Below are 23,110 nucleotides of genomic sequence, written 5' to 3'. Positions count from 1 at the left end.
CGAGGGGGGTCAGCGGCGCGAGCGGGCCGCCAGCACGGCCCTGGCCGTGCCCGGGTTGTCGGCGAAGACGCCGTCGACGCCGAGGTCGTAAAGCGTGTTCAGCCAGCCCGTGACGTTCCCGGTCGCCCGGGGGTGGGCCGGGCTCGCCGGGTCGCCGAGCCGGTAGTCCACCGGGAGCTGGGAGTTCTCGTCGCGGATCGTCCACGCGTGGACGTCGAGGTGGGCCCGGTGGGCGTCCCGGATCAGCGTGGCCGGCGCGAGCAGGCGCCCGTCCGGGCCCGCCGGCACGATGCGCGAGGTGGCCACGCCCACGCCGTCGGCGTACTCGGCCACGTCCCCGAGCCCCTGCGGCGTGACCATCCCGTCGTAGGTGAGCGGGTCGCCCGCGGCCACCCGGTCGTACGGCGCGCCGGAGGTGTTGATCAGCTGGATCAGCGGGAGCGTCGTCCTGGTGCGCAGATCCCGGAGGTTGGCCGTCTCGAACGACTGGATGAACACGCGGTCGCGCCGGTCCTTCCAGCCGTGCCGGGCCAGCACGTCGAGCAGCGGCTCCTCCAGCGGCAGGCCGAGGGAGTCGAAGTACGTGGGGTGCTTGGTCTCGGGGTAGACGCCGACCCCGTGCCGCTGGGCCAGCTCCACGACCTCGTCGAACGTCGGGATCAGGGCCACGCCGTCGAACGCGGTGTTGCCCGGGCGCAGGCCGGGGATCCGCTCCTTGGCGCGCAGCGTCCTGAGCTCGGCCAGCGTGAAGTCCTCGGTGAACCATCCGGTGACGGGGACGCCGTCGACGGTCTTGGTGGTCCTGCGGGAGGCGAACTCGGGGTGGTCCCCCACATCGGTCGTGCCCGAGATCTCGTTCTCGTGCCGGGCCACCAGGACGTGGTCCTTGGTGGAGACGAGGTCGGGCTCGACGAAGTCGGCGCCCAGAGCGACGGCCGTCTCGTAGGAGAGCAGGGTGTGCTCGGGGCGGAGCGCGGCCGCGCCGCGGTGGCCGATGACGATGGGTTCCCGGTCGCGCCTGTCGGCATCCGCCGGTCCGGGCTGCAGCAGCACAGCGGCCACCGTACCGTCCGCGCGCACCGCCGGGGCGGCGGCCGGGAGCGTAAAGGAACGGCTCCCGCCGGGGAGGCGGGAGCCGCGCGGAGCCGGGGAGGCCGCGGTCAGACCTGCCCGGCCTTCTCCAGGGCGGAGCAGCAGGTGTCGACCATGAGGCGGGTCACGACGTACGGGTCGATGTTGGCGTTGGGACGCCGGTCCTCGATGTAGCCCTTCTTGTCGATGGCGACCTGCCACGGGATGCGGACGGAGGCGCCGCGGTTGGACACGCCGTAGCTGAACTCGCTCCACGGCGCGGTCTCGTGGTGGCCGGTGAGCCGCTGCTCGATGCCGGAGCCGTAGCCCTTGATGTGCTCGGCGGCGCGCTCGGCCAGCGCCTCGCAGGCGGTGACGATCGGGTCGTAGCCCTCGCGCATGGCGGCCGTGGAGAAGTTCGTGTGCGCGCCGGCGCCGTTCCAGTCGCCCTTGGCCGGCTTGGGGTCGAGGGTCGCGGCCACGCCGTAGTCCTCGGCGATCCGGTAGAGCAGGTAGCGGGCCATCCACAGGTGGTCGGAGACCTCGATGGGCCCGGCCGGGCCGATCTGGAACTCCCACTGGCCGGGCATGACCTCGGCGTTGATGCCGGAGATCTTCAGGCCGGCCTCGATGCACGCGTCGAGGTGCGCCTCGACGATGTCGCGGCCCACGACCTCGTCGGCGCCGATGCCGCAGTAGTACGGGCCCTGGGGGCCGGGGAAGCCGCCGACCGGGAAGCCGTACGGACGGCCGTCCTTGAAGAACGTGTACTCCTGCTCGATGCCGAACCAGGAGTCCTGCTCGGCGAACCGCTCGGCGACGGGCGTGAGCAGCGCGCGGCTGTTGCTCGGGTGGGGCGTCATGTCCGGGAGGAGGACCTCGCACAGGACCAGGACGCTGGCGCCGCCGCGGATGGGGTCGGGACACGTGAAGACCGGCTTGAGCACGCAGTCCGACGCGTCGCCCGCGGCCTGGTTGGTGCTGGACCCGTCGAACCCCCAGATCGGCGGCTCGGCGCCGTCGGCAAGGACCTTGGTCTTGGACCGGAGCTTCGCGGTGGGCTCGGTGCCGTCGATCCAGATGTACTCAGCCTTGTAGGACACGTCGTTCCCTTCAAAAGACGCAGGCGCATTCGTCCGCCACGGTCGAGAATGCTGAATACGCATTTCGAGCCTTTTGCCCGAATGTGAACGGCTTGTTAAGTCGCAGATTTTGCCATTACCCCACTGTGACGTGGCTCTCAACGAATCGACCGCGAACAGACATGATCCGTGCCGTACAGGGAAGTCGGACCTGTGCCCACGAAACGCAATCCGCTGGGAGTGAGGGTCACATGGTCTTACTGGGACTTCTTCTCATCCTGGTCGCGGCAGCGGCCCTGATCGAGGTGTCCGTGAACGATACGGCGAACACGATGCCCGTCACCGTGCTGGACCGCACGTTCCACCTCAGCCCGTTCGAGCTGTTCATCGCCGGGGTCGCGACGACCGCGGTGTTCTTCATCGGCCTGCTGATGGTCACCGGAGGCATGCGCCGCGCCGCCGTGAAGCGCCGCCGCCGGCGCGAGGCCCAGCTCGCCGAGCGCGAGCGCGTGTCCCGCCTCGAGGCCGAGAAGCGCGACCTGGAGCGCCGTCTGGAGACCACGCCCGCCACGACCGCCGGGGTCGACCGCGACCGCGACGGCGTCGACGACCGCGACGAGACCGCCCCGGCGCCGGCCACCCGGCCGCTGCGCCGCCCCGCCGGCGTCGTCGTGGACCGGGACGGCGACGGCGTGGACGACCGCGACGAGACGGCCGCGGCGACCGGCCGGCACCACGTCTCCGTCCCCGCCCAGCAGTCGGGCGACCGGCTGGTCGCGGGCAGCCCCTCGGCCGATGACCCCGGCCGCCGTATCTGACCCCGCCAGGACCGGCCGCCCCACGCCGGACCCGCGGAACCGCCTGCGCGGCGGTGCGCTCCCCGAGCCGCACCGCCGCGCTCCGCGTTCCTGCGGGACACCGCCGGTCACTCCGGCGTGTTCCGCGCCGGCCCTCCCATGGAGAACGGCGTGGTCACCCCCTCGTAGATCAGGTGGGCGACGAGCCCTTCGGCCGCGTGCGGCAGGTTGTGGCAGTGGTCCATCCAGATGCCGGGGTTGTCCGCGACGAAGGCGATCTCGTATGACTCGCCGTCGGCGACGTTGAGGGAATCGACCCACCAGGGGCTCCCGCGCGCGGGCACTCCGTCGCGGCTCAGCACCAGCGCGTGGTGGCCGTGCAGGTGCATGGGGTGGACCTCGCCGCTGTGGTTCGAGATGCGCATGCGGACGACGTCGCCCTCGGAGACGACGAACATCGGCGTGTCGGGGTACAGGTGTCCGTTGACGGTCCACCAGAGCCCGGGCCTCCCGTCGAGGAATCCGGGCCGGCGGCCGATCGCGTAGTCGAACCGCCGATCGGGCCGGTCGGGGTCGAACCCCACGTGCGCCCTCACCCCGTACGAGAGCAGATCCAGCGTCGCGGCGGGCCGCCCGGCCGTCGGGGCGTCGTACGACCTCGAACCGAGCACCACGGCCGACGAGCCGCCGAGCTGGACCCGGACCGGCGAGCCGTCCTCGGGCATGGTGACCTCGACGTCGGCGCGGCCGCCCGCCGTCACGAGCACCGCCGCGTCCCGCACATCGGTGGGCCCGTTGAGATCGGTGCCGTCGACGGCGACGAGCCGGAACGGCGCCCCCGTGACCCACGCCGGCATCGGGCCGTTCTCGGTGTTGACGATCCGCACCCGGGCACGCTCCCCCGGCGACGCCTCGACGCGCACGTCGCCCTCACGCCCGTCGATCGTGCGGACCCCGTCGTACAGGTGCACCAGAGCCGTCACGTCGGCCTCGCCCGCGGCCCGGGTGGCCGGAGTCACCACCAGGGCGCCGAACAGCCCGTCACGGACCTGCTCGTCGGACATCTGGTGGGAGTGGTACCAGAAGGTGCCGGGACGGTCGGCGACGAACCGGTAGGTGAACTCCTCGCCCACGCCGACGGCGTCCTGGGTGACCCCCGCGACCCCGTCCTCCGCGTTGGGCACGTCGACGCCGTGCCAGTGCAGCGTGACTCCCTCCGGCACCGACGCGTTGACGAGCCGCACCTGCACCAGTTGCCCCGCCGTCGCGTGGATGGCCGGGCCCGGCGACCCGCCGTTCAGGGTGTAGCCGTCCACGAGGCGCCCGGAAGGCAGCCGGAACCGCTGCCTGCGCGCGGTCAGCGTCACCGCCACGTCGGCCGGGCGATCGGGGTCGTCGATCAGGGAGGTGACGGCACGCCCGCCCGTCGCGCTCCCCCCGTGACCGCCGTGCGCCCCCGTCGTCTCCGCGTACCCCGTTCCCATCACGGAGTACGCGGAGGGAAGCAGGCTGGCGTGCCAGAACCAGACGAGCGGTCCGAGGACCACGGCGGCCGCCATGACCGCGAAGGCGAGGGTGAGCCGGCCGTCGACCTGGCGGTTCCACCGCATCGGGCGCACCCGTCACGGTTGCGCGGTGAGGCGGGCTCCCGAGTCGGCGACCGGGCTCACGACCTGGTCCCGGCCCAGTCGCGCGGCGCGGATGGCCGCCAGGAAGAGCAGCAGCGCGTTGAGGCCGTGCAGGGCGCCCAGCGCGGGAACGACGTGGCTGAAGATCCCGAGGAGGGCCTGCACCGCGACGAGCAGCAGGACCAGGCCCGCCCATTTGACCGCTCCCGCGGTCTTCGCGAAGAACGACACGACCAGCAGGATCAGTGCCGTCAGCGGGATGACCGTCGTGCCGTTGATCCCGTGCACCGCGTAGCCGATTACCTCGGGGAAGACGGTCTCCTGGCTCTCCACGACCGCCTTGTCGAGGACGCCGCCGTCCTCGATCCACTTGCCCTCCCCGGCGACGGCCAGGACGATCGCCATCGCCTGGACGACGACCTCCACGGCGACGAGGCCTGCCACGATCTTGTAAACGGTTCTCATGGTTCTCCTTCCTCCACGAGGTCGGGCGGATTCGCCATGCCGCCGTCCGGCGCCACGCCCTTTCGACAGGCTCGTTCTTCCGGTGGAAGGGGATCTGCGCTCGCCGGTCAGGCCGGGCCGATGCGGCATGGGCCGAACGTACGTCCGGGGGACCTGGGAGGAATCCGGGAAATCCCTATGCCGGGCCGAGGGCTTTCCCTATTCGTTCGGCCGTCCGCACCCGGCCTCCCGGCCCGCGTCCTCCAACCGCTCGGGGGACCTGACCCGGCCGACCTCCCGGCCCGCCGCCTCGGCCAGCTCCGCGAACGTGACCGCGTTGCGGACGGCCGCCGCACCCGGGTCGTTGTTGAAGTAGACGTACGCGTCGCCGGCGTCGCCCAGCCGGTCGACCCAGCTCCCGAGCGCCTGCCTCCCGTACGTTGGCCAGGGGTGCGCGCTCCCCTCGTGGAAGCGCAGGTACGCCCAGCCGGCCGTGCGCCACAGGGGCGACGTGGGGCGCCCGCACCGGTCGGCCCAGCACAGCGCCGCCCCGAACTCGGCGAGCAGGTCGCGGATCTCCTCGGTCCACCAGGAGGCGTGGCGCGGCTCGACCGCCACCCTGACCCTGCGCGGGAACCGGCCGAGGCAGTCGCGCAGCCGCCCGGCGTCGGCCTGCAGGGTCGGCGGGAGCTGCAGCAGTATCGGGCCGAGCTTCGGGCCGAGCCCCTCCGCCACGCCCATCAGCCGCCGTACCGGCTCCTCGGGGTCCTTCAGCCGTTTGATGTGCGTCAGGAACCGGCTTGCCTTGACGGCCATGACGAAGTCCCCGGGCGTGCGCTCCCGCCACGCCTCGAACGTCTCCCGCTTCGGCAGCCGGTAGAAGGCGTTGTTGTTCTCGACGGTGGCGAACAGCTCACCGTACCTCTCCAGCCAGAGGCGTTGCGGCGCGCCGTGGTAGACCACGTCCCGCCAGTCGGCGTACTGCCACCCGGAGGTCCCGACGAAGACCGGCATGCCGTTCCCCTACCCAGCATCCGGAATAGATCGCGGGTCGCGGGGCAGGCGAGGTCAAGAACGGACAAAGCCGCAGCCAGGGCGTGCCGCGCCGGCTCCGATCGGGGCCGGTGGGCGCGCCCGAGAAGGGGAGCACGATGATTCAGGGCAAGACGATCGCATTCCTCGTCGCCCCCGAGGGCATCGAGCAGGTCGAGCTCACCGAGCCGTGGAAGGCCGTCCAGCAGGCGGGCGGCACCCCCAAGCTGGTCTCGACCGGGTCAGGCCGGGTGCAGGCGTTCAACCACCTGGACAAGGCCGACACCTTCCCGGTCGACGCGACCGTGGACGAGGTGTCCGCCGCCGACTTCGACGGGCTGGTCCTGCCGGGCGGGGTGGCCAACCCCGACTTCCTGCGCACCCAGCCCGCCGCCGTCCGGTTCGCGCAGGCGTTCTTCGAGGCCGGCAAGCCGGTCGCGGCGATCTGCCACGCCCCGTGGACGCTGGTGGAGGCGGACGTGGTCCGCGGCCGCACCCTCACCTCCTGGCCGAGCCTGCAGACCGACCTGCGCAACGCCGGGGCCACCTGGGTCGACCAGGAGGTCATGGTGTGCACGGCCGGCCCGAACACGCTGGTCACCAGCCGCAAGCCGGACGACCTCAAGGCGTTCTGCCAGGCGGCCGTCGACGCGTTCGGCGGCTGACCCGGACCGCCTTCCCCGGGCCGATCCGCGTCTGCCATGCTGTCCGGCATCCGCCGATCATCACGGTGACGGCGGACGGCCGCGGGAGAGACGGAACGCATGACCGAGGTGTTCACGCTCGGAGAGGCGCTGGGTGTCGTCACGGCGGACCGGTTGCGGCACGACGCGACCGTACGCCTCGACATCGAGGGCCCGGAGCTGACGACGGCGATCGGCCTGGCCCGGCTGGGTCACGAGGTGACCTGGCTGGGCCGGGTCAGCGTCGACGAGATCGGCGTCCGCACGCTCACCGCGCTGCGCGGCGAGGGCGTCGACGTCTCCCACGTCCGGGTCGACGAGACCGCTCCGACCGGGCTGGTCGTCCGCCAGCGCCGCATCGGCCGCTCCTCCCACGAGGTCCACTACCGCGAGGGCTCGGCCGGCTCGCGCCTGTCCACCGGCGACGTGCCCGCCGAGGCCGTCCAGTCGGCCCGGGTCCTGCACGTCACGGGCATCACGATCGGGCTCAGCGGCTTCGCGTGGAGCGCCGTCCACCACGCCGTCAAGCTCGCGCGGGACGCCGGCGTGCTCGTCTCCGTCGACGTCAACCACCGCCCCCACCTGTGGGAGAGCGTGGACGAGGCCCGGCAGGGCCTGACCGAGCTGGCCACGTCGGCCGACGTGCTGTTCGCGAACCAGGACGAGCTGACGCTCGTCGATCCGGTGCTGGCGCGGGTCCCCGAGCTCGTCGTCACCCGGGGGGCCAAGGGCGCCAGCGCGACCGTCGACGGGCTGCGCTACGACACCCAGGCGGCCCCCGTGACCGCGCTCGACCCGACCGGGGTCGGCGGCGCCTTCACGGCCGGCTACCTCAGCGCGCTGCTCGACGGGCTGCACCCCGCCGACCGGCTCAAGCGCGGCATCGCGCTCGCCGCGTTCGCCGTGGCCAGCCCGAGCTCCTGGCAGGGCCTGCCCACGCGCGGCGAGCTCCCGCCCTGAGCCGCCCGCCCTCTCCCGGCCGCCCTCCGGCGAGCTTCCGCCTGAGCCTGCCCGCCCGCTCCCGGCCCGCCCACCCGCTTCCGGCGCGGCCCTCCGGCGCGGCGCGGCCGCGTCATCGCCAGGGCTCGGCCCGGACGCGGACGCCCTCGGGGTCGTACAGCGGCTCCGCGACCACCTGGGCGCCGGCCCAGGCGCCGTTGACCCCGATCTCCACCCGCTCACCCGTCTCCACGCCCACCGGCAGGTACGCGTACGCGATCGAGCGGCCGACACGGCAGCCGTACCCGCCGCTGGTGACGCGGGAGACGGGACGCCCGCCGAGGCGCACGGGCTCGCCGCCGAGGCACACCTCCCGCGGGTCGTCCACCACGAGGCAGCGCAGGGTCGAGCGGGGACGGGGCATCTCCCCCCGGCGTCCGGGCCGCACCGCGAAGCCGAGCCCGGCCTCCAGCGGCGTCGTCTCCGGCGTGACGTCGAGTCCCCAGATCCGGTAGCCCTTCTCCAGCCGCATCGAGTCGAGCGCCCGGTACCCCGCCGGCCGCATGCCGTGCGGCAGACCGGCCTCCACGAGCGTGTCCCACAGGGTGAGGCCGTACTCGGACGGGCAGTACAGCTCCCAGCCGAACTCGCCCACGAACGTGACCCGCTGCGCGAGCACCGGGACGTATCCGACGCCGATCTCTGCGGCCCGCATGTACCCGAACGTCAGGTCGTCGCCGGTCAGCGGGGCGAGGATGTCGTACGCGCGCGGCCCCCAGAGACAGAAGCAGGCGTACGCCGAGGTGACGTCGTCCACCCGCAGCCCCCGGGCGCGCAGCAGGGCCGCGTCGTGGACGCCGAACGCGGTGCCGGTGACCAGGCGGAACCGGTCCTCGGCCAGCCGCGTGACGGTCACGTCGGCCTCGACGCCGCCGCGCTCGCCGAGTATCTGGGTGTAGACGACCGAGCCCACCGGGCGGTCCAGGGTGTTGCCGCAGACCGACTCGAGCGCCGCGGCGGCGTCCGGGCCCGAGATCTCCAGCTTCGCGAAGGACGTCTGGTCGAACAGGCCCGCGGCCTCCGCCGTGGCCCGGCACTCCTCGGCGATCGCCGGCGACCACACCCGGCCGGCCCAGCCCCGCGGCCCCTCGGACGGCTCACCCCGCGGCTCGTCCGACGACGGGAACCAGTTGACCCGTTCCCAGCCGGCCTTCTCCCCGAACGATGCGCCCAGGGCGGCGTGCCGCACCCAGGCGGGCGACCGGCGCAGCGGCCGGGCCGCCGTGCGCTCCTCGCCCGGATACACGATGTCGTAGTAGGCGCTGTAGGAGTCGATCGCCCTGTCCCTGGCCCAGCGGGCTGAGCGGGCATGGCCGCCGAACCGGCGCACGTCCATGCCGAAGACGTCGTACTCGGGCGCGCCGTCCACGATCCACTCGGCCATCACCTTGCCGACGCCGCCCGCGGCGGCCAGGCCGTGCACGCAGAAGCCGGCGGCCACCCAGAGGCCCCGCACCGCCGTCTCGCCGAGCAGGAACTCGCCGTCAGGCGTGAACGCCTCCGGCCCGTGGACGACCTTCCGGAACGCCGAGGGGTCGTCCCCCGGGCCCACGGCCTTGAGCGACGGGACCCTCCGCACCGCCGACTCCCACGATTCACGAAATTTCGGCATATCGGGGGGGAAGAGCGTGCGGGGTTCGGCCAGCGGCCGGTCGGTGTCCCAGACCTGCGGGCTGCGGATGTAGCCGCCGACGAGGATGCCGCCGTCCTCCTCACGGAAGTACACGATGTTGTCGGGGTCCCGCACGGTGGGCGTGTCCGCCGGGACGCCCGCCGGCGGGGTCACGACGTACTGGTGCCTGATCGGCACGACCGGGATGTGCGCGCCGGCCATCCGGCCGACGACCCCGGCCGCCGCCCCCGCCGCGTCGACCACGATCTCCGTGCGCACCACGTGCTCGCCGTGATCGGCGCCGCGCGCGTCCGGCCGCTCCCGGAGCCGTACGGCCCGCACCCGGCCGCCGCCGGAGTCGATCCCGGTCACCTCGACGCCGGTGACGATCCGGACGCCGAGCCTGCGGGCGCCCTCCGCGAGCGCGCGGCCGAGGCGGGCCGGGTCGAGCCAGCCGTCCCCGGGCAGCCAGAGCGCGCCCAGCACGTCGGCCACCTCCAGCAGCGGGAGCCGGTCGAGGGCTCCCCGCGCGTCGAGCACCTCCAGGTCGAGCCCGTACGTCTCGGCCGCGCCGGCCTGCCGTACGAGCTCCTCGAGGCGTTCGGGGGTGGTCGCGAGGCGGAGGCCGCCGACGCCGTGCCAGCCCGGGTCGAGCCCGGTGAGCTCGCGCAGCTCAGGGTAGAGCCCGGCCGAATACATGATCATGCGCGTCTGCGTCACCGTCGACCTGAGCTGTCCGACGAACCCCGCGGAGTGCCAGGTCGTGCCCTCGGTGAGGTCGTGCCGCTCGACCAGCAGGACGTCGGTCCAGCCGAGCCGGGCGAGGTGGTAGGCGACGCTGCAGCCGGCCACACCGCCGCCGATCACGACGACGCGGGCGTCAGCTGGAAGTTGCGACATTGGTACCGTCCTGTAACACCCGGCCCAGACAATCGGATCAATGGTCTGAAGGTAGACCAAAAGGAGCCGGGCATGCCAGATCCCGTCGGCGACGCACTGGAGCTCGTCACGGCCTGGGCCGGTCGCCCCGTCACCTCCACCGTCATCAAGGGCGGGCTCAGCCACCACATCGCCCGCCTCGACAGCGCGGACGGCGAGCGATGGATCCTCCGGGTGCTCGACCCGCGGATCGCCGCGACCGGTCTCGGCATCCCGCTGGACCAGGAGATCGACAACACCGTCCGCGCCGCCTCGACGGGAGTGGGCGCCCGGGTCGTCCGCGTGCTCCCGGGCGCCGTCCTGCTGGAGTACATCGAGGGGACCACGCTCGACGGCCCGGCGGTCGGCTCGATGATCGGTGAGATCGCCGCCGCGTGCCGCCGCCTGCACGCGGGCCCCCGTTTCGTCAACGACTTCTCGATCTTCCGCAAGCTCGAGGAGCTGCGGGAGCTGTGCCGCTCCCGCGGCCTGGCTCCCCCACCCGGCTACGACGACGTGACGCCGGTGGCGGCCGACATCGAGGCGGCGCTGGCCCGGCGGCCCCTGCCGTCCGTGCCGTGCCACAACGACCTGCTGGCCGAGAATCTCATCGCCACCCGCGAGGGCGTCCGCATCGTCGACTACCAGCTGTCCGGCAACAACGACCCCTGCTTCGAGCTCGGCGACATCGCCGCCGAGGCCGACTTCGACCCCGCCCAGGTCGCCCGGCTCACCCGGGCGTACTTCGGGGACGACGAGCAGCTCCCCCGTGTGCGCCTGAACCTGATCATGTCCAACCTCACCTGGACACTCTGGTTCGTCGTGCACCAGGGCCTGGTCCGCGACCCGGCCCACCCAGACTTCGACTACACCGCTGAGGCCGCCGACAAGTTCGCGCAGGCCGTACGCGACGTCGAGGATCCCGCCTTCGGCCGCCTGATCGATCAGGCCGGCGGCCGGACACCCCGCACCAGTTAGAGGAGGCCTCATGGCGCAAGCCCTCGACGACGACGCCCGGCGACTCGCAGAACTCGGTTACCGGCAGGAACTCGCCCGCACGTGGAGCGGGTTCTCCAACTTCGCCATCTCTTTCTCGATCATCTCGATCCTGGCCGGATGCTTCACGACCTTCGGGCAGGCGTGGAACAACGGCGGGCCGCTGGCCATCTCCGTCGGCTGGCCGCTCATCTCCGCCTTCATCCTGATCATCGGTTTCTGCATGTCGGAGCTGGTGTCGGCGTACCCGACGGCGGGCGGCATCTACTGGTGGGCCGCCAAGCTGGGCAGGCCGGTGCACGGCTGGTTCACCGGCTGGCTCAACCTGATCGGCCTGATCGCGGTGACGGCCTCGGTCGACTACGGCTGCGCCACGTTCCTCAACATCGTGATCGGGCGGTTCAGCGACAGCTGGGCGGCCGGCAACGCGCTGCACCAGACGTTCCTGCTGTTCGCCGTGATCCTGGTGCTGCACGCCCTGATCAACATCTTCAGCCACCGGCTGATCTCGGTGCTGCAGAACGTCTCGGTCTGGTGGCACGTGTTCGGCGCGGCCGCCGTCGTGCTTATCCTGATCTTCGGGCCGTCCAAGCACCAGAGCGTGGGCTTCCTGTTCGAGCAGTTCAACAACTCGGGCTTCGGCAACGGCAGCTCGGGCCCCACGTTCTGGCTGTACGTCCTGCCGCTGGGCTTCCTGCTCACGCAGTACACGATCACCGGCTTCGACGCGTGCGCCCACGTCTCGGAGGAGACCCACGGCGCCTCGACGTCGGCGGCGAAGGGCCTGTGGCAGTCGATCTTCTACTCGGCGATCGGCGGCTGGATCCTGCTGCTGGCGTTCCTGTTCGCGGCGACCGACGTGGACGCGGTCAACAAGGAGTTCGGCTTCGTGGGGGCGATCTTCACCTCCTCGCTGTCGTCCACCCTTGCGACCGTGGTCTTCGGCATCTCCACCATCGGGCAGTTCTTCTGCGGGATGAGCTGCGTCACCTCGATGTCCCGGATGACCTACGCCTTCTCCCGTGACGGCGCCGTTCCCGGGTGGCGGCTCTGGTCGAAGGTCGACCGCAACCGCACCCCGGTCAACGCGATCATCGGCGGCTGCCTGGTGGCCCTGCTGATCACGCTGCCCGCGCTGTACGCCCCTCCCGGAAGCGCCACCCCGGTCGCCTTCCTGGCCGTCGTGTCGATCGCCGTGATCGGGCTCTACCTGGCCTTCCTCATCCCGATCTGGCTCCGGCTGCGGGCCGGCGACTCCTTCCAGGCCGGTCCGTGGACGCTGGGCCGCAAGTACAAGGTGCTCGGCTGGATCGCGGTGATCGAGATCGCGGTCATCTCGATCTACTTCATCCTGCCGATCGCGCCCTCCGGCGTCCCGGGCAACAAGGACTTCGCCTGGACGTCGGTGAACTACGCGCCCATCGCCGTCGGGGCCGTCCTCATCGGCATCGCGCTGTGGTGGAACCTGTCGGCCAAGAACTGGTTCACCGGCCCGCGCCGGACGATCGACGAGATCGACCAGCCCGAGCCGGTCGCCTGACACCCCCACTCCCCCGTACGGCCCGCCCCCGAGCGGGCCGTACGCGTGTCTGCGCCGCTTTCATCCAGATCGGCGGTCCATATTGACATCGTCAATCCATTTCGAGAGCATTGCTCTCGAATCAGAGCGATGAAGCCACATTGCCGTATGGGAGTGCTGAGATGACCGCCGTTCCCCCCGCGCGATCGAGCGCCCTGTCCCTCATCGGAGCCGGAATCCTGTTCCTGCTGTATCCGGTGGTCCGGCCCTATTCGGACGAGAAGTCGATGGCAGGGGCCCGGGCCATGGCCTCGTCCGCCTGGATGGCCGCCCACCTGTTCGCCGTGGGGGGCTTCATCCTGCTGACCCTGGGCCTGCTGGGCCTGCACCTCGTGCTCGGCCGGCGCCTCGCGCTGCGCGCCGTCGTGGCTACCTGGATCGGCGTGGGGCTCACGCTGCCCTACTACGGTGCCGAGGTGTTCGGCCTGAACGTCATCGGGGGTCGCGCCGTGCGCGACCAAGACGCCTCGCTGCTGGAACTGGCCGACCAGTTCCGGTACGGCCCGGTGGCGATGACCCTGTTCGGGGCCGGGCTGCTGCTGCTCGCCGTGGGCGCCGTCATGGCGGCCGTGGCGGTCTGGCGTTCGGGCACGCTGCCGCGGTGGAGCGGCGTCCCGCTCGCGGCGGGCTTCGTGCTGTTCCTCCCGCAGTTCTTCGGCACGCCGGCGCTCCGCATGGCGCACGGCGCGCTGATCGCGGCGGGCGGCGTCTGGCTCGGCCTCGCGCTCTGGCGGGCGCGCCGCACCGCCGCTCTGCCCGCCTGAGCCGGCACCGACCGGCTGCTCGCGGTCCTCATGGACGGCCTGCGGGCCGTGCGGACCGCCCCCCTGACCCTCCGCCCATACGGGATGTCTGGAATCAGAGCAATATCATGATCAGCGGTCCCAACCCGCCGGTCACCATGGAGAGCCACGACGTGTCCCCCACCCGCCGCGAGGCCCTGCTGACCCTGACCGGATCCGCCCTCCTCCTGAGCGGCTGCGGCCTCATCGACAGGCCGCCGAAGACGATGTCGGCCACGGAGATGGTTCCCCTGGTGAAGCAGATGGCGGCCAGGCGGACGGCCGCCCTGAAGTCCGGCGACGTGGCGGCCTGGCTCAAGGACGTGGACACCGCCAACGCCGCGCTGCTGAAGCACGAGCGCATGGTCTTCGCCAATTTCCGGAAGTTCGACTTCGAGACACTCAAGCTGGTGGAGTACGGCGGCGCGCCGCTCTACGCGAAGCCGATGACGTTCCGCAAGGATCTCCCACAGAAGACGGTCGCCTTCGCCATGCGGCTGATGACCCGGCTCCGCGGCGTGGACAGGGCGACGAGCGCCGGCCAGTACTTCTACGTCTTCGAGATCGTCGACGACAAGAGCCTCCGCTTGATCGACGTCGGACCGGACAAGGAGGGGTCCGACGTCGTCTACGACTGCCCGTGGGACCTGACGCCCCTGCGGGTGCAGCGGACCGGCGACGTGATCCTCGCCACCGACGGGTCCGTGCACGACTTCGAGTCGTACGTCCGGGTAGCGGCCAAGGCGAGCAGAGCGGTTCGCCGCGTATGGGGCTCCAATCCGGCGCCAGACGCCTTCGCGCTCTTCCTGACCACCCGGTCCAGCAGCTATCGGAGATGGTTCGGTGCCGGGACACCGTCGTGGTCGGAGGGGGTCGAGATCTCCCTGCCCGAGTCGCTGGACAGCGGCGTCTCGGGGCCGGCCGGATACGCCGGCTCCCGGATCGTGGTGAATCTCTCGTCCAAGCTCGGCGGAGGTGATCCGTACGAAGTGATGAAGCACGAGATCACGCACGCCATCAGCACGGCGGTCCAGACCGTCGACACCCTCCTGAAGGGGCTGAACGGCGGCGAGGACGACGGCGCCGCGGTGCCTCGATGGGCGTCGGAGGGTTTCGCCGGCTACGTCGAGACGCTGGAGGCGCCCGCCAAGCGGCAGACGCTGATCCAGATCGTCAAGGACGGCATGCGGCGCGGCCTGTTCCGCGATGATCTCCCCGACAACAACCACTTCTACGACGACACGTCTCGAGGGTTCAACTACGCGCTCGGGTGGTCGATCTTCCGGTACGTCCACCTGACCTACGGCCAGGCCAAAGCCCTTGAGCTCTATCTCACGATCGTCAAGAAACGCACGCTCATGGGGTTCACCGGCAGCGACTCGCTTTTCGACGCGCTGCATGAGATCGGCCTGGAGGACCAGCCGTTCGCCCTGCCGAAGACGTCGCGGTTCTGGCAGGCGTGGCTGGCCGCCGTGCGCGACTCCTGATCAGGGCCGGTCAGGACGCCTCGAACGCGTCGGCGATCACGCGGCGGGCCTCGTCCATCGAGCCGTGGCCGGCCTCGTGGACGACCGAGGTCATCTCCACGTCGGGCATGCCGCAGGCGACGGCGAGGCGCCAGGGCGTGAGGTCGCCGTCGACGTTGAGCGCGAAGCCGTGGCTGGTGACCGAGCGGCTGGCCCGCATTCCGATGGACACGATCTTGCGGCCGGTCTCCCTCGTCCACACCCCGGTCAGCAGCTCCGAGCCGGGCGGGGTGTCCCGCCGTTCGGCCGGGACACCCAGCGCCGCGAGCGCCTCCACCAGCCGCAGCTCGACCTCGCGGATGTAGTCCACGACGCCCTCGTCCGGGCGGAGCTTCACGATCAGGTAGCCGACGAGCTGGCCGGGGCCGTGGTAGGTGAGCTGGCCGCCCCGCCCGGTCGGCACGACGGGGATGCCGTGCGAGGGGTCGGGGAGGTGGGACTGGAGCGTCCGCTTGCCGATCGTGAAGACCGACGGATGACTGAGCAGCCAGAGCGTGTCGGGCCGCGCGTCGTCCTGCCGTTCCTCGACCAGGGCGGCCATGCGCTCCATGGCCTTCTCGTAGTCGACCAGTTCGTCCTGGACCAGCGTCAGGGGCCGTTGCCGCATTTCACGTCACCTCTTCCCCTGCGAGCATAGAGCGCGGCCCGGACGCGGACGCGCCCAGGCCGAGCTCACGGCTCCCACGGGAGCCGTCAGCGGTAGCCGTAGCCCACGCGCTCGGGCGCCTTGGGCACGAACAGCCACATGATGAGATAAATCACGAACTGCGGGCCGGGCAGCAGGCAGGAGAGCAGGAACAGCAGCCGCACGGCCGTCGGCGTCATGCCGAAGCGCTCCGCGATGCCGCCACAGACGCCGGCGATGATCTTGTGCTGCCTCGATCGGTACATGGTGGTAGCCCCCTTCGTCATCACGGTCAACGAGCCGCCGTGAGATCCCACTCCCACCGGAGACCCTGAGAAAACCCCGACTCCCTCAGGGATGGGACATCCTGGCTACCGGGGCAGGTCGCGGTAGCCGTACAGGGCGGCGCAGGGGCCCATGGCGGCGCCCATGCGCAGCAGCGCCGTCCATCCCCAGTGACCTGCCTGGACGAGGGCGGCGCGGACCCGGTCGAGCAGCAGCGCCCAGGCCAGCCACCCGGTCACGAGCACGGCCCAGTAGGAGATGAGCCGGTAGAGGAGCACCACGGCGGCGGCCGCCCCGCCCGTCACCCCGGCGGCGACGAACGTCGCGCCGAGGCCGAACTCGGCGACGCCCAGCCCGCCCGGGATCAGCGCGAGGATCGCGGCGGCCTTGGCGGCCACGTACCCGAACAGCACGGTGGGCGGGCTTATGCTGACCCCGGCCGCGGCGCAGACGAAGCCCAGGCAGGCGATGTCGAGCCCCCAGTTCGCCAGGGCGAGCCCGGCCAGGACCACCCGGTCGCGGCGGCCCGGCCGGATCGCCTCGCGCGCCGCCCGCAGTTGCTCCAGCACCGCCGGGGAGTGCCGCCGCATCCAGTCGCGTACGGGGTGGAGGTGCAGCCGGACCATGGCGGACGCGACGGCGAGCAGGAGGAGGGCGACGGCCAGCGCGTACGGCCGGGTCGCGGGCTCGGCGAGCAGGGCCACCACCCCCAGCAGGGTGAAGGTCGCCGTCGAGTAGACGCCGCTCAGCACCAGCGTGGCGGCGATGAGCGGCTTGGCCGCCCCGAGGCGGGACAGCTCCCGGGTGACGTAGGCGAGCGACAGCACCGGCCCGGCGGGCAGCGAGTTGGACACCGCCGTGCGGGCGTAGGTGAGGGCCACCGCCCGGGGCATCGTGAGCCGTGTCCCGCCCACCGCGAGGAGCCGGCGGACCAGCCGGGCGAACGTGCTCATCGACATGGCCTCGGCGAGCACGGCGGCCCCGAGCCAGATGGGGTCGAGACCCGTCAGCGCGCGCACCACCGCGTCCTCGCCGGGCAGGCGGTCCTTCAGGAGGTACAGCGCCGGCGCCGCCACCCCGAGCGCCAGTGCGTATCGCCACCGCGGAGACATCGCCACTCCTTCTACTCTGCACGACTCCCGTCCCTTCTGGCGGCCGCGAGCCGTGCCCGTCACCGGAATCGTCCCCCCGGCGCCGGGGCGGGGACGATGCCCGAACCAGGGCATCTGGGCCGCCCGGCGCTTCCGGATTCCGGCAAGACCATCCGAGGATCTCACCCGACCAGAACCGGTTCGGGGGCGGGTGCCTTCCGCCTTTCGGGCAACGTGAGCAGGACCACTCCGAGCAGCGCCCAGCCGCCGAGCACGAGCAGCGGCACGCCCAGCGCCGCGCCGTCGAACGAGACGACATTCCTGACCGCGTCGGCCGCCTGGCGCACCGGGAGGACCTGGCCCACGGCGGCGTACCACTGGGGGATGAAGCGGGCGCCGAGCGGGCCGCCGCTCGCGGGCAGCCCCACCGGGATGAACAGCAGCGCGGCCACGCCCACTCCCGCCGGGCCCGCGGCCCGGTTCAGCCCGGCCGCGGCCAGCGCGATGGCGAGGACGACGGCCGCCGACACCGCGGCCAGCGCGGGCAGGTGACCGGGGAGCGCGCCGAACGCGACGTCGGCCAGCCAGGCGTTGACCGCGCCCGCGACGACGGCCGCGGACACGAGCGCCGTGAGCCGGCCGCCGGCGCCGAGCCCGGGCGCCGCCCTCGACAACAGCAGCGCGACCGCGATGCCCGGCACGACCAGGGCGAGCACGTAGAACATGCCCGAGATGCCGCCGGCGTCCCCGGCCGGCAGAGGGATCGCGTCCTCCACGGTAAGCGGGCGGCCCTGCGCCCGGGCCGCCGCCTGGAACGCCTCGGTCACGACGGTCGCACCGGTCCGCCCGGCCGCGCTCGCGACCACGAGGCGGCCCGCCTGGGGCGCCAGCACGGCGTCGACCTCGCGGGCGGCCAGCGCGTCGCGGGCCGCCCGCTCGTCCGCGTACGGCGTGAGGGCGAACGCGCCGGGGACGCGGGCGTCGAGCGCGGCCCGCAACGTGGCCACGACGGGGGCGGGGCCGACCACGGCCACCGGCACGTCGTGGGGGCGGGGCGCGTGGAACGCCCCGAGGAACGAGGCCACGAAGACCGCCGCGAGGGCGGTGACCAGCACGATCACCGCCACTGTCTTCCGGATCACTGGAATTCTCCATCTGTTGACTTCAACGCTGTTGAGTTCAACATAGATGAATTCATCGTGGTTGAATAGCCCCATGGAGAGCAGGAGCGGACGGCGGCCCGGCACACCGCAGACACGGGAGGCGATCCTCGACGCGGCGATGCGGGCGTTCGCCGAGGACGGGTACGCCGGGACCACGATCAGGGGGGTGGCCCGGGTGGCCGGCGTCGATCCGGCGCTCGTCATGCACTTCTTCGGCAGCAAGGACGGCCTGTTCGAGGCCGCGATCCGGGCGGGCGAGATCCCTCTGGGCCTGCTCGTCGAGGCGTTCGAGGGCGACCCTGACGGCCTGGGCGAGCGCCTGGTCGGCCGGTACGTGTCGCTCTGGGAGGACCCGGTGCACGGCCCCCGCCTGCGCGCCGTCATGAGCGCGGCGGCGTCCTCCCCCGCGGCCGCAGCGATGCTCAAGGAGTTCGTCACCCAGAAGGTGCTGCTCCCGATGACCCGGCGGCTCGGCGTCGAGCGCGCCGACACCCGCGGCATCCTCGCCGGGGCGCAGTTGATCGGCGTCGCCTTCGCCCGGTACGTGCTGGAGATCGAGCCGCTGGCGAAGCTCGGCAGGGACGAACTCGTCCGGTGCGTGGCGCCGGCGATCCAGCGCTATCTCACTGGTGATCTTCCGCTCGATGGGGGCATATAGCCTTCCAACAGAGGCTCTATGGAGATACACATGGATATTGCGGCGCTCCAGGCGCAGACCAGGCTGTTCCTGCGTCAGAAGATCACCATGATGGTGAACCGGTACGTCGTCCATGTGGCACAGCCCGACGGATCGGAGGGCCCGGTCGTCGCCTTCGCCGAGCAGAAGCGGATGGCGTTCAAGGAACAGGTGACGATCTACACGGACGAGTCCCGGGAGCGGCCGCTCGCCGGGTTCAAGGCCCGCAAGGTCATCGACCTCGCCGGCGAGTACGACGTGGTGGACGACTCGGGCACCCCGATCGGTATGTTCCGCAAGGACTTCGGCCGGTCGCTCCTGCGCTCCACCTGGCAGCTCCAGCAGCCCGGCCTGCCCACCCTCACCGGCCACGAGCGCAACCTCCCGGTGGCCCTGCTGCGCCGGTTCGCCGACTCCCTGTCCTGGCTGCCGTACCACTTCGACTTCAGCATCGGCGCGTCCATCGCCTTCTCCGTGGACCGCCGGTGGGGGCTGCGCGACCGCTACCTCATCGACATCCACGACCCCCGCGTCGACCGGCGCCTGGTCATCGCCATGGCCGTGGCCCTGGACGCCCTCCAGGCCCGCTGATCGTCTCTTGGGGGAATCACCGCGAAGCCGCGGCTGTTATAGTCGACGGTGAGCCGCATGGTTCTGGCCCGGTTTCCGGGCACATGCGGTGGCTCCCCCTGATTCTCCGCACCATCGCGCGACTCCCGGCGTCGTCGCATCGATCACCACCACGATTCGTCGACCGCCCGCCGTCCCGCGACGCCTCGCCCGCCGCGACCGGCCCCGGCATGTCCCGGCGTCCTTCCCGGCATGCCCGGCGCCCGTCCCCGTTCACAGGTCCGCGGGCTCCGTTCACCCTTCTTCTTCCAGGAGTCGCCATGACCACCATCACAACCGCTCCCCGGCAGCGTGCCGCCCGGAGCGCCGGCGAGCCCGCCCGTACGGCGCGGCCCCCGCAGAGCCCCGTCACCGTCACCGGGCTCCTCGACATCACCGGCAGGAACGCCGTCATCCGGACCCAGGGCTACCTGCCCGGGCCGAAGGACGTCACCGTGCCGCCCGCCCTGGTCGCGTCCCAGGGGCTGCGGCGCGGGGACGTCGTCCACGGGACGGCCGTCGGCGGCAGGCTCGCCGCCGTCGGCACCGTCAACGGCGAGCAGCCCGGCCGGCTCCGGCCGGACTTCGCCGACCTCGTCCCCGTCCATCCCGACGAGCGGCTCCGCCTGGAGACCGCTCCCGGCCTGCTGGCCACCCGGGTCATCGACCTGGTCGCGCCCATCGGCAAGGGCCAGCGCGGCCTGATCGTGGCCCCGCCCAAGGCCGGCAAGACGCTGCTGCTCAAGGCCGTCGCCAACGCCATCAGCGCCAACCACCCGGAGTGCCACCTCATGGTCGTCCTCGTCGACGAGCGGCCCGAGGAGGTCACCGACATGCGGGAGTCGGTGAAGGGCGAGGTGCTCGCCTCCACCTTCGACCGCGTCCCGCAGGACCACATCGCCATGACCGAGCTCGCCGTCGAGCGGGCCAAGCGGCTCGTCGAGAACGGCCGCGACGTCGTCGTCCTCATCGACTCGATCACCCGCCTCGGCCGGGCGTACAACATGGCCGCCCCGAGCGGCGGCCGCATCCTCACCGGCGGCATCGACGTGCGCGCCGTCCACCCGCCCAAGCGCGTGCTGGGCGCGGCCCGCAACGTCGAGGACGGCGGGTCGCTCACCGTCCTCGCGACCGCGCTCGTCGAGACCGGGTCGCGGATGGACGACAACCTCTTCGAGGAGTTCAAGAGCACCGGCAACATGGACCTGCGGCTCAGCCGGAGCCTGGCCGAGCGGCGGGTCTTCCCGGCCGTCGACGTCACCGGCTCGGGCACCCGCCGCGAGGAGCTCCTCCTCGACCCCGCCGAGCTGGTCCTCGTACGGAAGCTGCGGCGGGCCCTGCACGACCCGGAGGCGTTCGAGCCCTTCCTGGCCCGCCTGAAGGAGACCCGGTCGAACGCGGAGCTGCTTCTCGGCCTCAACGGCGCGTGAACGCCGGGCGGATTCGGCATGATCGCGGTATGAGCCAGTGGCGGGTCCTCATCGAGGAGAACATGGGCGCCGGCGAGCGCAAGGAGTGGCGGATCTCCGACATCTACGAGGTCGAGGGCGGCCGGGAGGAGGCCCGGGCCATCGCCGCCGAGCTGGCGATGCGGTACTCGCCCCGGCATCCGTCCTTCACCCAGGAACGGGCCGTCTACAAGGTCGGCGAGGACAGCTGGATCACCATGGTGATCGGCCTGACCGCCCGCTACCACTACCGCGTCACCGTCGCCGAGCTCGTCCACCGCGGCTGAGTCGCTCAGTCAGGTGATTCTGGCCCGTTGAGCAGGCCAGCCGGCGTACTCCTGGAACGGCCATGCGAGGGGAGTGATCCGGGAGACGCCGTGCGCCAATCCGACGAACTTGGCATCGGTCGTGGCGACATCGGTGATGGAAAGCCGTTCGGCCATGGCGAGGACCGTTGCGTCGACGTAGCCCATGGGAGCGGTGACCAAACGGCGGACGAGCTGGGAGGCACGCTGGCGATCTTCCGCAGTAGGGCCGACGACGACGAAATCGCCCTCGTGCGCGGTGACCGCCTCAAGCAGGGCGGCTTCCAGCTCCGCGCCCTTCCGGACGTTGTTGCGCAGGAAATTGCAGGTCTCGCCGAGAACCGGCTCGGGAATGACGAGACGGCCAGGCCACGTCATGAGCAGCCGTGTGCATCGGGCGTGAAACCTGTCACCAGGATCGAAAGTGGCGATCAGGGGACCCGAGTCGCACGGCAAACCCTTCATGCGCTGAGGCGGACAGCGTCGATCGCCTCCACGACCTCCCGATTCTTACGGGCCTCTGCCATGATCTCGCGATAGCGGGTGGACAGGTCGTGTTCGCCGCTTTCTCCCAGCCCGACCCACGGAAAGCGCCGCCGGACGGCTTCGTAGTCGATGGGCTCCTCTTCGCTCATGCCTCCAGCATAGACAGGCACGCCAGAGCCTCCGAGGACCATTTGGACATGGGCATTGTTCGACACATCGCCACCATACCGTTACTTGAAGTGATGATGGTCGTCGCCGTGAAGAACGCCTACCGCGTCCCCGGCCGGGGGCCGGGGACGCCGTGGAGGGTCAGGTGCCGATGGGATGCCAGACCGTCTTCGTCTCCAGGAAGGCGGTCATGCGGTCGGTGCCGGGGTCGGCCAGCCAGTCGACGGGAGCCACCGGCGGGCGCACGACCCGCTTGAGGTTCTCGGCGGCCAGCTCCTCGCAGGTCACGGCCAGGTCGGGGTCGGCGCCTGCGAGGTCGACGGCGTTGACGTCCATGTGGCCGGCCAGCCAGGGGGCGATCTCCGCCGCCGAGCCGGTCAGGATGTTCACCACGCCGCCCGGCACGTCGGAGGTGGCCAGCACCTCCGCCAGCGTGATCGACGGCAGCGGCGCCCGCTCCGGCGCGATCACGACGCACGTGTTGCCCGTCACGATGACCGGCGCGATCACGCCGACCAGGCCCGCCAGCGACCCGAGCGGCGGGGCGACCACGGCCACCACGCCGGTGGGCTCGGGGCTGGACAGGTTGAAGTACGGCCCGGCGACGGGGTTGGCCGAGCCGAGGACGGCGCCGATCTTGTCGGACCAGCCCGCGTACCAGACGAGCCGGTCGACGGCGGCGTCCACCAGTTCGCCGGCCTTGCGCGCGCCCACGCCCTCGGCGTCGGCGATCTCGGCCGCGAACTGCGCCCGGCGGCCCTCCAGCATCTCGGCCACGCGGTAGAGCACCTGGCCCCGGTTGTAGGCCGTGGCGCCCGACCAGCCGGGGAACGCCTTGCGGGCGGCCGAGACGGCGTCCCTGGCGTCCTTGCGCGAGGCCCGGGACGCGTTCGCGAGGAAGTCGCCCTTGGAGGAGGTCACGACATACGACCTTCCGCTCTCGGATCGCGGGAACGCGCCGCCGATGAACAGCTTGTACGTCTTGCGCACGGCGAGACGCTCACTCATCGAAGGATCCAATCTGGAGTGGACGGGCCGGCTGGTAGGTCTGGCCGCACCGGCAGACGCCGCCGCGGTGGGCGAACCAGCCGTGGCGGACGGCGAA

The 23,110-nt window shown here is 71.8% G+C and carries 23 protein-coding genes and 1 pseudogene; 11 read left to right on the top strand and 13 right to left on the bottom strand.

Going from position 1 to position 23,110, the window contains the following annotated elements; all coding sequences use genetic code 11:
- Positions 1–9: 9 nt before the first annotated feature.
- Complete coding sequence (locus tag MPTA5024_RS19990) at positions 10–1,053, bottom strand: glycerophosphodiester phosphodiesterase family protein (protein ID WP_232326545.1); 1,044 nt, start codon at positions 1,051–1,053, stop codon at positions 10–12.
- A 107-nt stretch (positions 1,054–1,160) separates the two neighbouring features.
- Positions 1,161–2,174 carry a glutamine synthetase gene (glnII, locus tag MPTA5024_RS19985; RefSeq protein WP_036325653.1) on the bottom strand — a complete coding sequence of 338 codons (1,014 nt, stop codon included), beginning with the start codon at positions 2,172–2,174 and terminating at the stop codon, positions 1,161–1,163.
- A gap of 230 nt (positions 2,175–2,404) precedes the next feature.
- Here glnII and MPTA5024_RS19980 point away from each other — a divergent pair, with 230 nt between their 5' ends.
- Positions 2,405–2,971: a hypothetical protein gene (locus MPTA5024_RS19980; protein ID WP_036325652.1), complete on the top strand. Its 567-nt coding sequence runs from the start codon at positions 2,405–2,407 to the stop codon at positions 2,969–2,971.
- 107 nt (positions 2,972–3,078) lie between these two features.
- Here MPTA5024_RS19980 and MPTA5024_RS19975 read toward each other — a convergent pair whose 3' ends face one another.
- The 3 genes from MPTA5024_RS19975 to MPTA5024_RS19965 form a co-directional block, all read right to left on the bottom strand.
- On the bottom strand, positions 3,079–4,560 hold the full coding sequence (locus MPTA5024_RS19975; protein WP_198167238.1) for a multicopper oxidase family protein: 1,482 nt from the start codon (positions 4,558–4,560) through the stop codon (positions 3,079–3,081).
- A 12-nt stretch (positions 4,561–4,572) separates the two neighbouring features.
- Positions 4,573–5,043 carry a hypothetical protein gene (locus MPTA5024_RS19970; protein WP_036325649.1) on the bottom strand — a complete coding sequence of 157 codons (471 nt, stop codon included), beginning with the start codon at positions 5,041–5,043 and terminating at the stop codon, positions 4,573–4,575.
- Positions 5,044–5,241: 198 nt separating this feature from the next.
- Entirely contained in the window at positions 5,242–6,036 is a 795-nt protein-coding gene (locus MPTA5024_RS19965) for a DUF72 domain-containing protein (protein WP_051458378.1), read from the bottom strand.
- 137 nt (positions 6,037–6,173) lie between these two features.
- Between MPTA5024_RS19965 and MPTA5024_RS19960 the strand changes: the two genes are divergently transcribed.
- Positions 6,174–6,719 carry a type 1 glutamine amidotransferase domain-containing protein gene (locus MPTA5024_RS19960; protein ID WP_036325646.1) on the top strand — a complete coding sequence of 182 codons (546 nt, stop codon included), beginning with the start codon at positions 6,174–6,176 and terminating at the stop codon, positions 6,717–6,719.
- 99 nt (positions 6,720–6,818) lie between these two features.
- Positions 6,819–7,697, top strand: coding sequence for a sugar kinase (locus MPTA5024_RS19955; RefSeq protein ID WP_036325643.1), 879 nt, complete (start codon positions 6,819–6,821; stop codon positions 7,695–7,697).
- A 112-nt stretch (positions 7,698–7,809) separates the two neighbouring features.
- Here the strand turns inward: MPTA5024_RS19955 and MPTA5024_RS19950 are convergent, their stop codons facing one another.
- Entirely contained in the window at positions 7,810–10,248 is a 2,439-nt protein-coding gene (locus MPTA5024_RS19950) for a GcvT family protein (RefSeq protein WP_036325642.1), read from the bottom strand.
- 72 nt (positions 10,249–10,320) lie between these two features.
- On the opposite strand from MPTA5024_RS19950, the gene MPTA5024_RS19945 reads away from it, so the two are divergent.
- The 4 genes from MPTA5024_RS19945 (at position 10,321) to MPTA5024_RS19930 (ending at position 15,110) form a co-directional block, all read left to right on the top strand.
- Positions 10,321–11,244 carry a phosphotransferase gene (locus tag MPTA5024_RS19945; RefSeq protein WP_051458377.1) on the top strand — a complete coding sequence of 308 codons (924 nt, stop codon included), beginning with the start codon at positions 10,321–10,323 and terminating at the stop codon, positions 11,242–11,244.
- Positions 11,245–11,254: 10 nt separating this feature from the next.
- Positions 11,255–12,802, top strand: a complete 1,548-nt coding sequence (locus MPTA5024_RS19940; protein ID WP_036325637.1) for an amino acid permease — start codon at positions 11,255–11,257, stop codon at positions 12,800–12,802.
- 161 nt (positions 12,803–12,963) lie between these two features.
- Positions 12,964–13,605 (top strand): hypothetical protein, encoded by a 642-nt coding sequence (locus MPTA5024_RS19935; protein ID WP_036325635.1) that lies wholly within the window; start codon positions 12,964–12,966, stop codon positions 13,603–13,605.
- 107 nt (positions 13,606–13,712) lie between these two features.
- Positions 13,713–15,110, top strand: coding sequence for a hypothetical protein (locus MPTA5024_RS19930; protein ID WP_036325633.1), 1,398 nt, complete (start codon positions 13,713–13,715; stop codon positions 15,108–15,110).
- A gap of 10 nt (positions 15,111–15,120) precedes the next feature.
- Here MPTA5024_RS19930 and lipB read toward each other — a convergent pair whose 3' ends face one another.
- From lipB to MPTA5024_RS19910, 4 genes are all read right to left on the bottom strand, one after another.
- Positions 15,121–15,756, bottom strand: a complete 636-nt coding sequence (gene lipB / locus MPTA5024_RS19925; RefSeq protein ID WP_051458376.1) for a lipoyl(octanoyl) transferase LipB — start codon at positions 15,754–15,756, stop codon at positions 15,121–15,123.
- Between the two features lie 86 nt (positions 15,757–15,842).
- Positions 15,843–16,040, bottom strand: coding sequence for a PspC domain-containing protein (locus MPTA5024_RS19920; protein WP_036325623.1), 198 nt, complete (start codon positions 16,038–16,040; stop codon positions 15,843–15,845).
- Between the two features lie 105 nt (positions 16,041–16,145).
- On the bottom strand, positions 16,146–17,171 hold the full coding sequence (locus MPTA5024_RS19915) for a lysylphosphatidylglycerol synthase transmembrane domain-containing protein (RefSeq protein WP_036325622.1): 1,026 nt from the start codon (positions 17,169–17,171) through the stop codon (positions 16,146–16,148).
- Between the two features lie 161 nt (positions 17,172–17,332).
- Complete coding sequence (locus MPTA5024_RS19910) at positions 17,333–18,292, bottom strand: hypothetical protein (protein WP_051458375.1); 960 nt, start codon at positions 18,290–18,292, stop codon at positions 17,333–17,335.
- Between the two features lie 73 nt (positions 18,293–18,365).
- Here MPTA5024_RS19910 and MPTA5024_RS19905 point away from each other — a divergent pair, with 73 nt between their 5' ends.
- The 4 genes and pseudogenes from MPTA5024_RS19905 (at position 18,366) to MPTA5024_RS19890 (ending at position 21,333) form a co-directional block, all read left to right on the top strand.
- The gene (locus MPTA5024_RS19905) at positions 18,366–18,971 is read left to right on the top strand and encodes a TetR/AcrR family transcriptional regulator (protein WP_036325621.1); all 606 of its coding nucleotides are present in this window, start codon (positions 18,366–18,368) and stop codon (positions 18,969–18,971) included.
- Positions 18,972–19,001: 30 nt separating this feature from the next.
- Entirely contained in the window at positions 19,002–19,580 is a 579-nt protein-coding gene (locus MPTA5024_RS19900) for a hypothetical protein (protein WP_036325618.1), read from the top strand.
- Positions 19,581–19,966: 386 nt separating this feature from the next.
- Positions 19,967–21,028: pseudogene (gene rho / locus MPTA5024_RS19895) on the top strand (transcription termination factor Rho); the annotation flags it as partial.
- A 29-nt stretch (positions 21,029–21,057) separates the two neighbouring features.
- Positions 21,058–21,333, top strand: coding sequence for a hypothetical protein (locus MPTA5024_RS19890; protein WP_036325611.1), 276 nt, complete (start codon positions 21,058–21,060; stop codon positions 21,331–21,333).
- 9 nt (positions 21,334–21,342) lie between these two features.
- On the opposite strand, the gene MPTA5024_RS19885 is transcribed toward MPTA5024_RS19890, so the two are convergent.
- The 3 genes from MPTA5024_RS19885 to MPTA5024_RS19880 all read right to left on the bottom strand — a co-directional run bounded on the left by MPTA5024_RS19885 (position 21,343) and on the right by MPTA5024_RS19880 (position 23,013).
- Positions 21,343–21,816 (bottom strand): type II toxin-antitoxin system VapC family toxin, encoded by a 474-nt coding sequence (locus tag MPTA5024_RS19885; RefSeq protein WP_084369814.1) that lies wholly within the window; start codon positions 21,814–21,816, stop codon positions 21,343–21,345.
- The gene (locus tag MPTA5024_RS41070; protein WP_157099569.1) at positions 21,813–21,986 is read right to left on the bottom strand and encodes a hypothetical protein; all 174 of its coding nucleotides are present in this window, start codon (positions 21,984–21,986) and stop codon (positions 21,813–21,815) included. The genes MPTA5024_RS19885 and MPTA5024_RS41070 overlap by 4 nt, the downstream gene beginning before the upstream one ends.
- A 160-nt stretch (positions 21,987–22,146) precedes the next feature.
- Positions 22,147–23,013: an aldehyde dehydrogenase family protein gene (locus MPTA5024_RS19880; protein WP_036325609.1), complete on the bottom strand. Its 867-nt coding sequence runs from the start codon at positions 23,011–23,013 to the stop codon at positions 22,147–22,149.
- Between the last annotated feature and the right edge of the window lie 97 nt (positions 23,014–23,110).

It is taken from the genome of Microbispora sp. ATCC PTA-5024, assembly GCF_000511135.2.
Classification (GTDB): domain Bacteria; phylum Actinomycetota; class Actinomycetes; order Streptosporangiales; family Streptosporangiaceae; genus Microbispora; species Microbispora corallina.
This window is presented reverse-complemented; position numbering and strand designations above follow the sequence as displayed.

Bases quoted from the DNA above. Each gene is read 5' to 3' on its own strand.
- MPTA5024_RS19885 (WP_084369814.1), bottom strand. From the start codon at position 21,816: ATGAAGGGTTTGCCGTGCGACTCGGGTCCCCTGATCGCCACTTTCGAT.
- MPTA5024_RS19940 (WP_036325637.1), top strand. From the start codon at position 11,255: ATGGCGCAAGCCCTCGACGACGACGCCCGGCGACTCGCAGAACTCGGT.
- MPTA5024_RS19930 (WP_036325633.1), top strand. From the start codon at position 13,713: ATGATCAGCGGTCCCAACCCGCCGGTCACCATGGAGAGCCACGACGTG.
- MPTA5024_RS19965 (WP_051458378.1), bottom strand. From the start codon at position 6,036: ATGCCGGTCTTCGTCGGGACCTCCGGGTGGCAGTACGCCGACTGGCGG.
- MPTA5024_RS19880 (WP_036325609.1), bottom strand. From the start codon at position 23,013: ATGAGTGAGCGTCTCGCCGTGCGCAAGACGTACAAGCTGTTCATCGGC.
- MPTA5024_RS19980 (WP_036325652.1), top strand. From the start codon at position 2,405: ATGGTCTTACTGGGACTTCTTCTCATCCTGGTCGCGGCAGCGGCCCTG.
- MPTA5024_RS19955 (WP_036325643.1), top strand. From the start codon at position 6,819: ATGACCGAGGTGTTCACGCTCGGAGAGGCGCTGGGTGTCGTCACGGCG.
- MPTA5024_RS19935 (WP_036325635.1), top strand. From the start codon at position 12,964: ATGACCGCCGTTCCCCCCGCGCGATCGAGCGCCCTGTCCCTCATCGGA.
- MPTA5024_RS19905 (WP_036325621.1), top strand. From the start codon at position 18,366: ATGGAGAGCAGGAGCGGACGGCGGCCCGGCACACCGCAGACACGGGAG.
- MPTA5024_RS19975 (WP_198167238.1), bottom strand. From the start codon at position 4,560: ATGCGGTGGAACCGCCAGGTCGACGGCCGGCTCACCCTCGCCTTCGCG.
- MPTA5024_RS41070 (WP_157099569.1), bottom strand. From the start codon at position 21,986: ATGAGCGAAGAGGAGCCCATCGACTACGAAGCCGTCCGGCGGCGCTTT.
- MPTA5024_RS19950 (WP_036325642.1), bottom strand. From the start codon at position 10,248: ATGTCGCAACTTCCAGCTGACGCCCGCGTCGTCGTGATCGGCGGCGGT.
- MPTA5024_RS19945 (WP_051458377.1), top strand. From the start codon at position 10,321: ATGCCAGATCCCGTCGGCGACGCACTGGAGCTCGTCACGGCCTGGGCC.
- MPTA5024_RS19960 (WP_036325646.1), top strand. From the start codon at position 6,174: ATGATTCAGGGCAAGACGATCGCATTCCTCGTCGCCCCCGAGGGCATC.
- MPTA5024_RS19970 (WP_036325649.1), bottom strand. From the start codon at position 5,043: ATGAGAACCGTTTACAAGATCGTGGCAGGCCTCGTCGCCGTGGAGGTC.
- MPTA5024_RS19890 (WP_036325611.1), top strand. From the start codon at position 21,058: ATGAGCCAGTGGCGGGTCCTCATCGAGGAGAACATGGGCGCCGGCGAG.
- lipB (WP_051458376.1), bottom strand. From the start codon at position 15,756: ATGCGGCAACGGCCCCTGACGCTGGTCCAGGACGAACTGGTCGACTAC.
- MPTA5024_RS19915 (WP_036325622.1), bottom strand. From the start codon at position 17,171: ATGTCTCCGCGGTGGCGATACGCACTGGCGCTCGGGGTGGCGGCGCCG.
- MPTA5024_RS19900 (WP_036325618.1), top strand. From the start codon at position 19,002: ATGGATATTGCGGCGCTCCAGGCGCAGACCAGGCTGTTCCTGCGTCAG.
- MPTA5024_RS19920 (WP_036325623.1), bottom strand. From the start codon at position 16,040: ATGTACCGATCGAGGCAGCACAAGATCATCGCCGGCGTCTGTGGCGGC.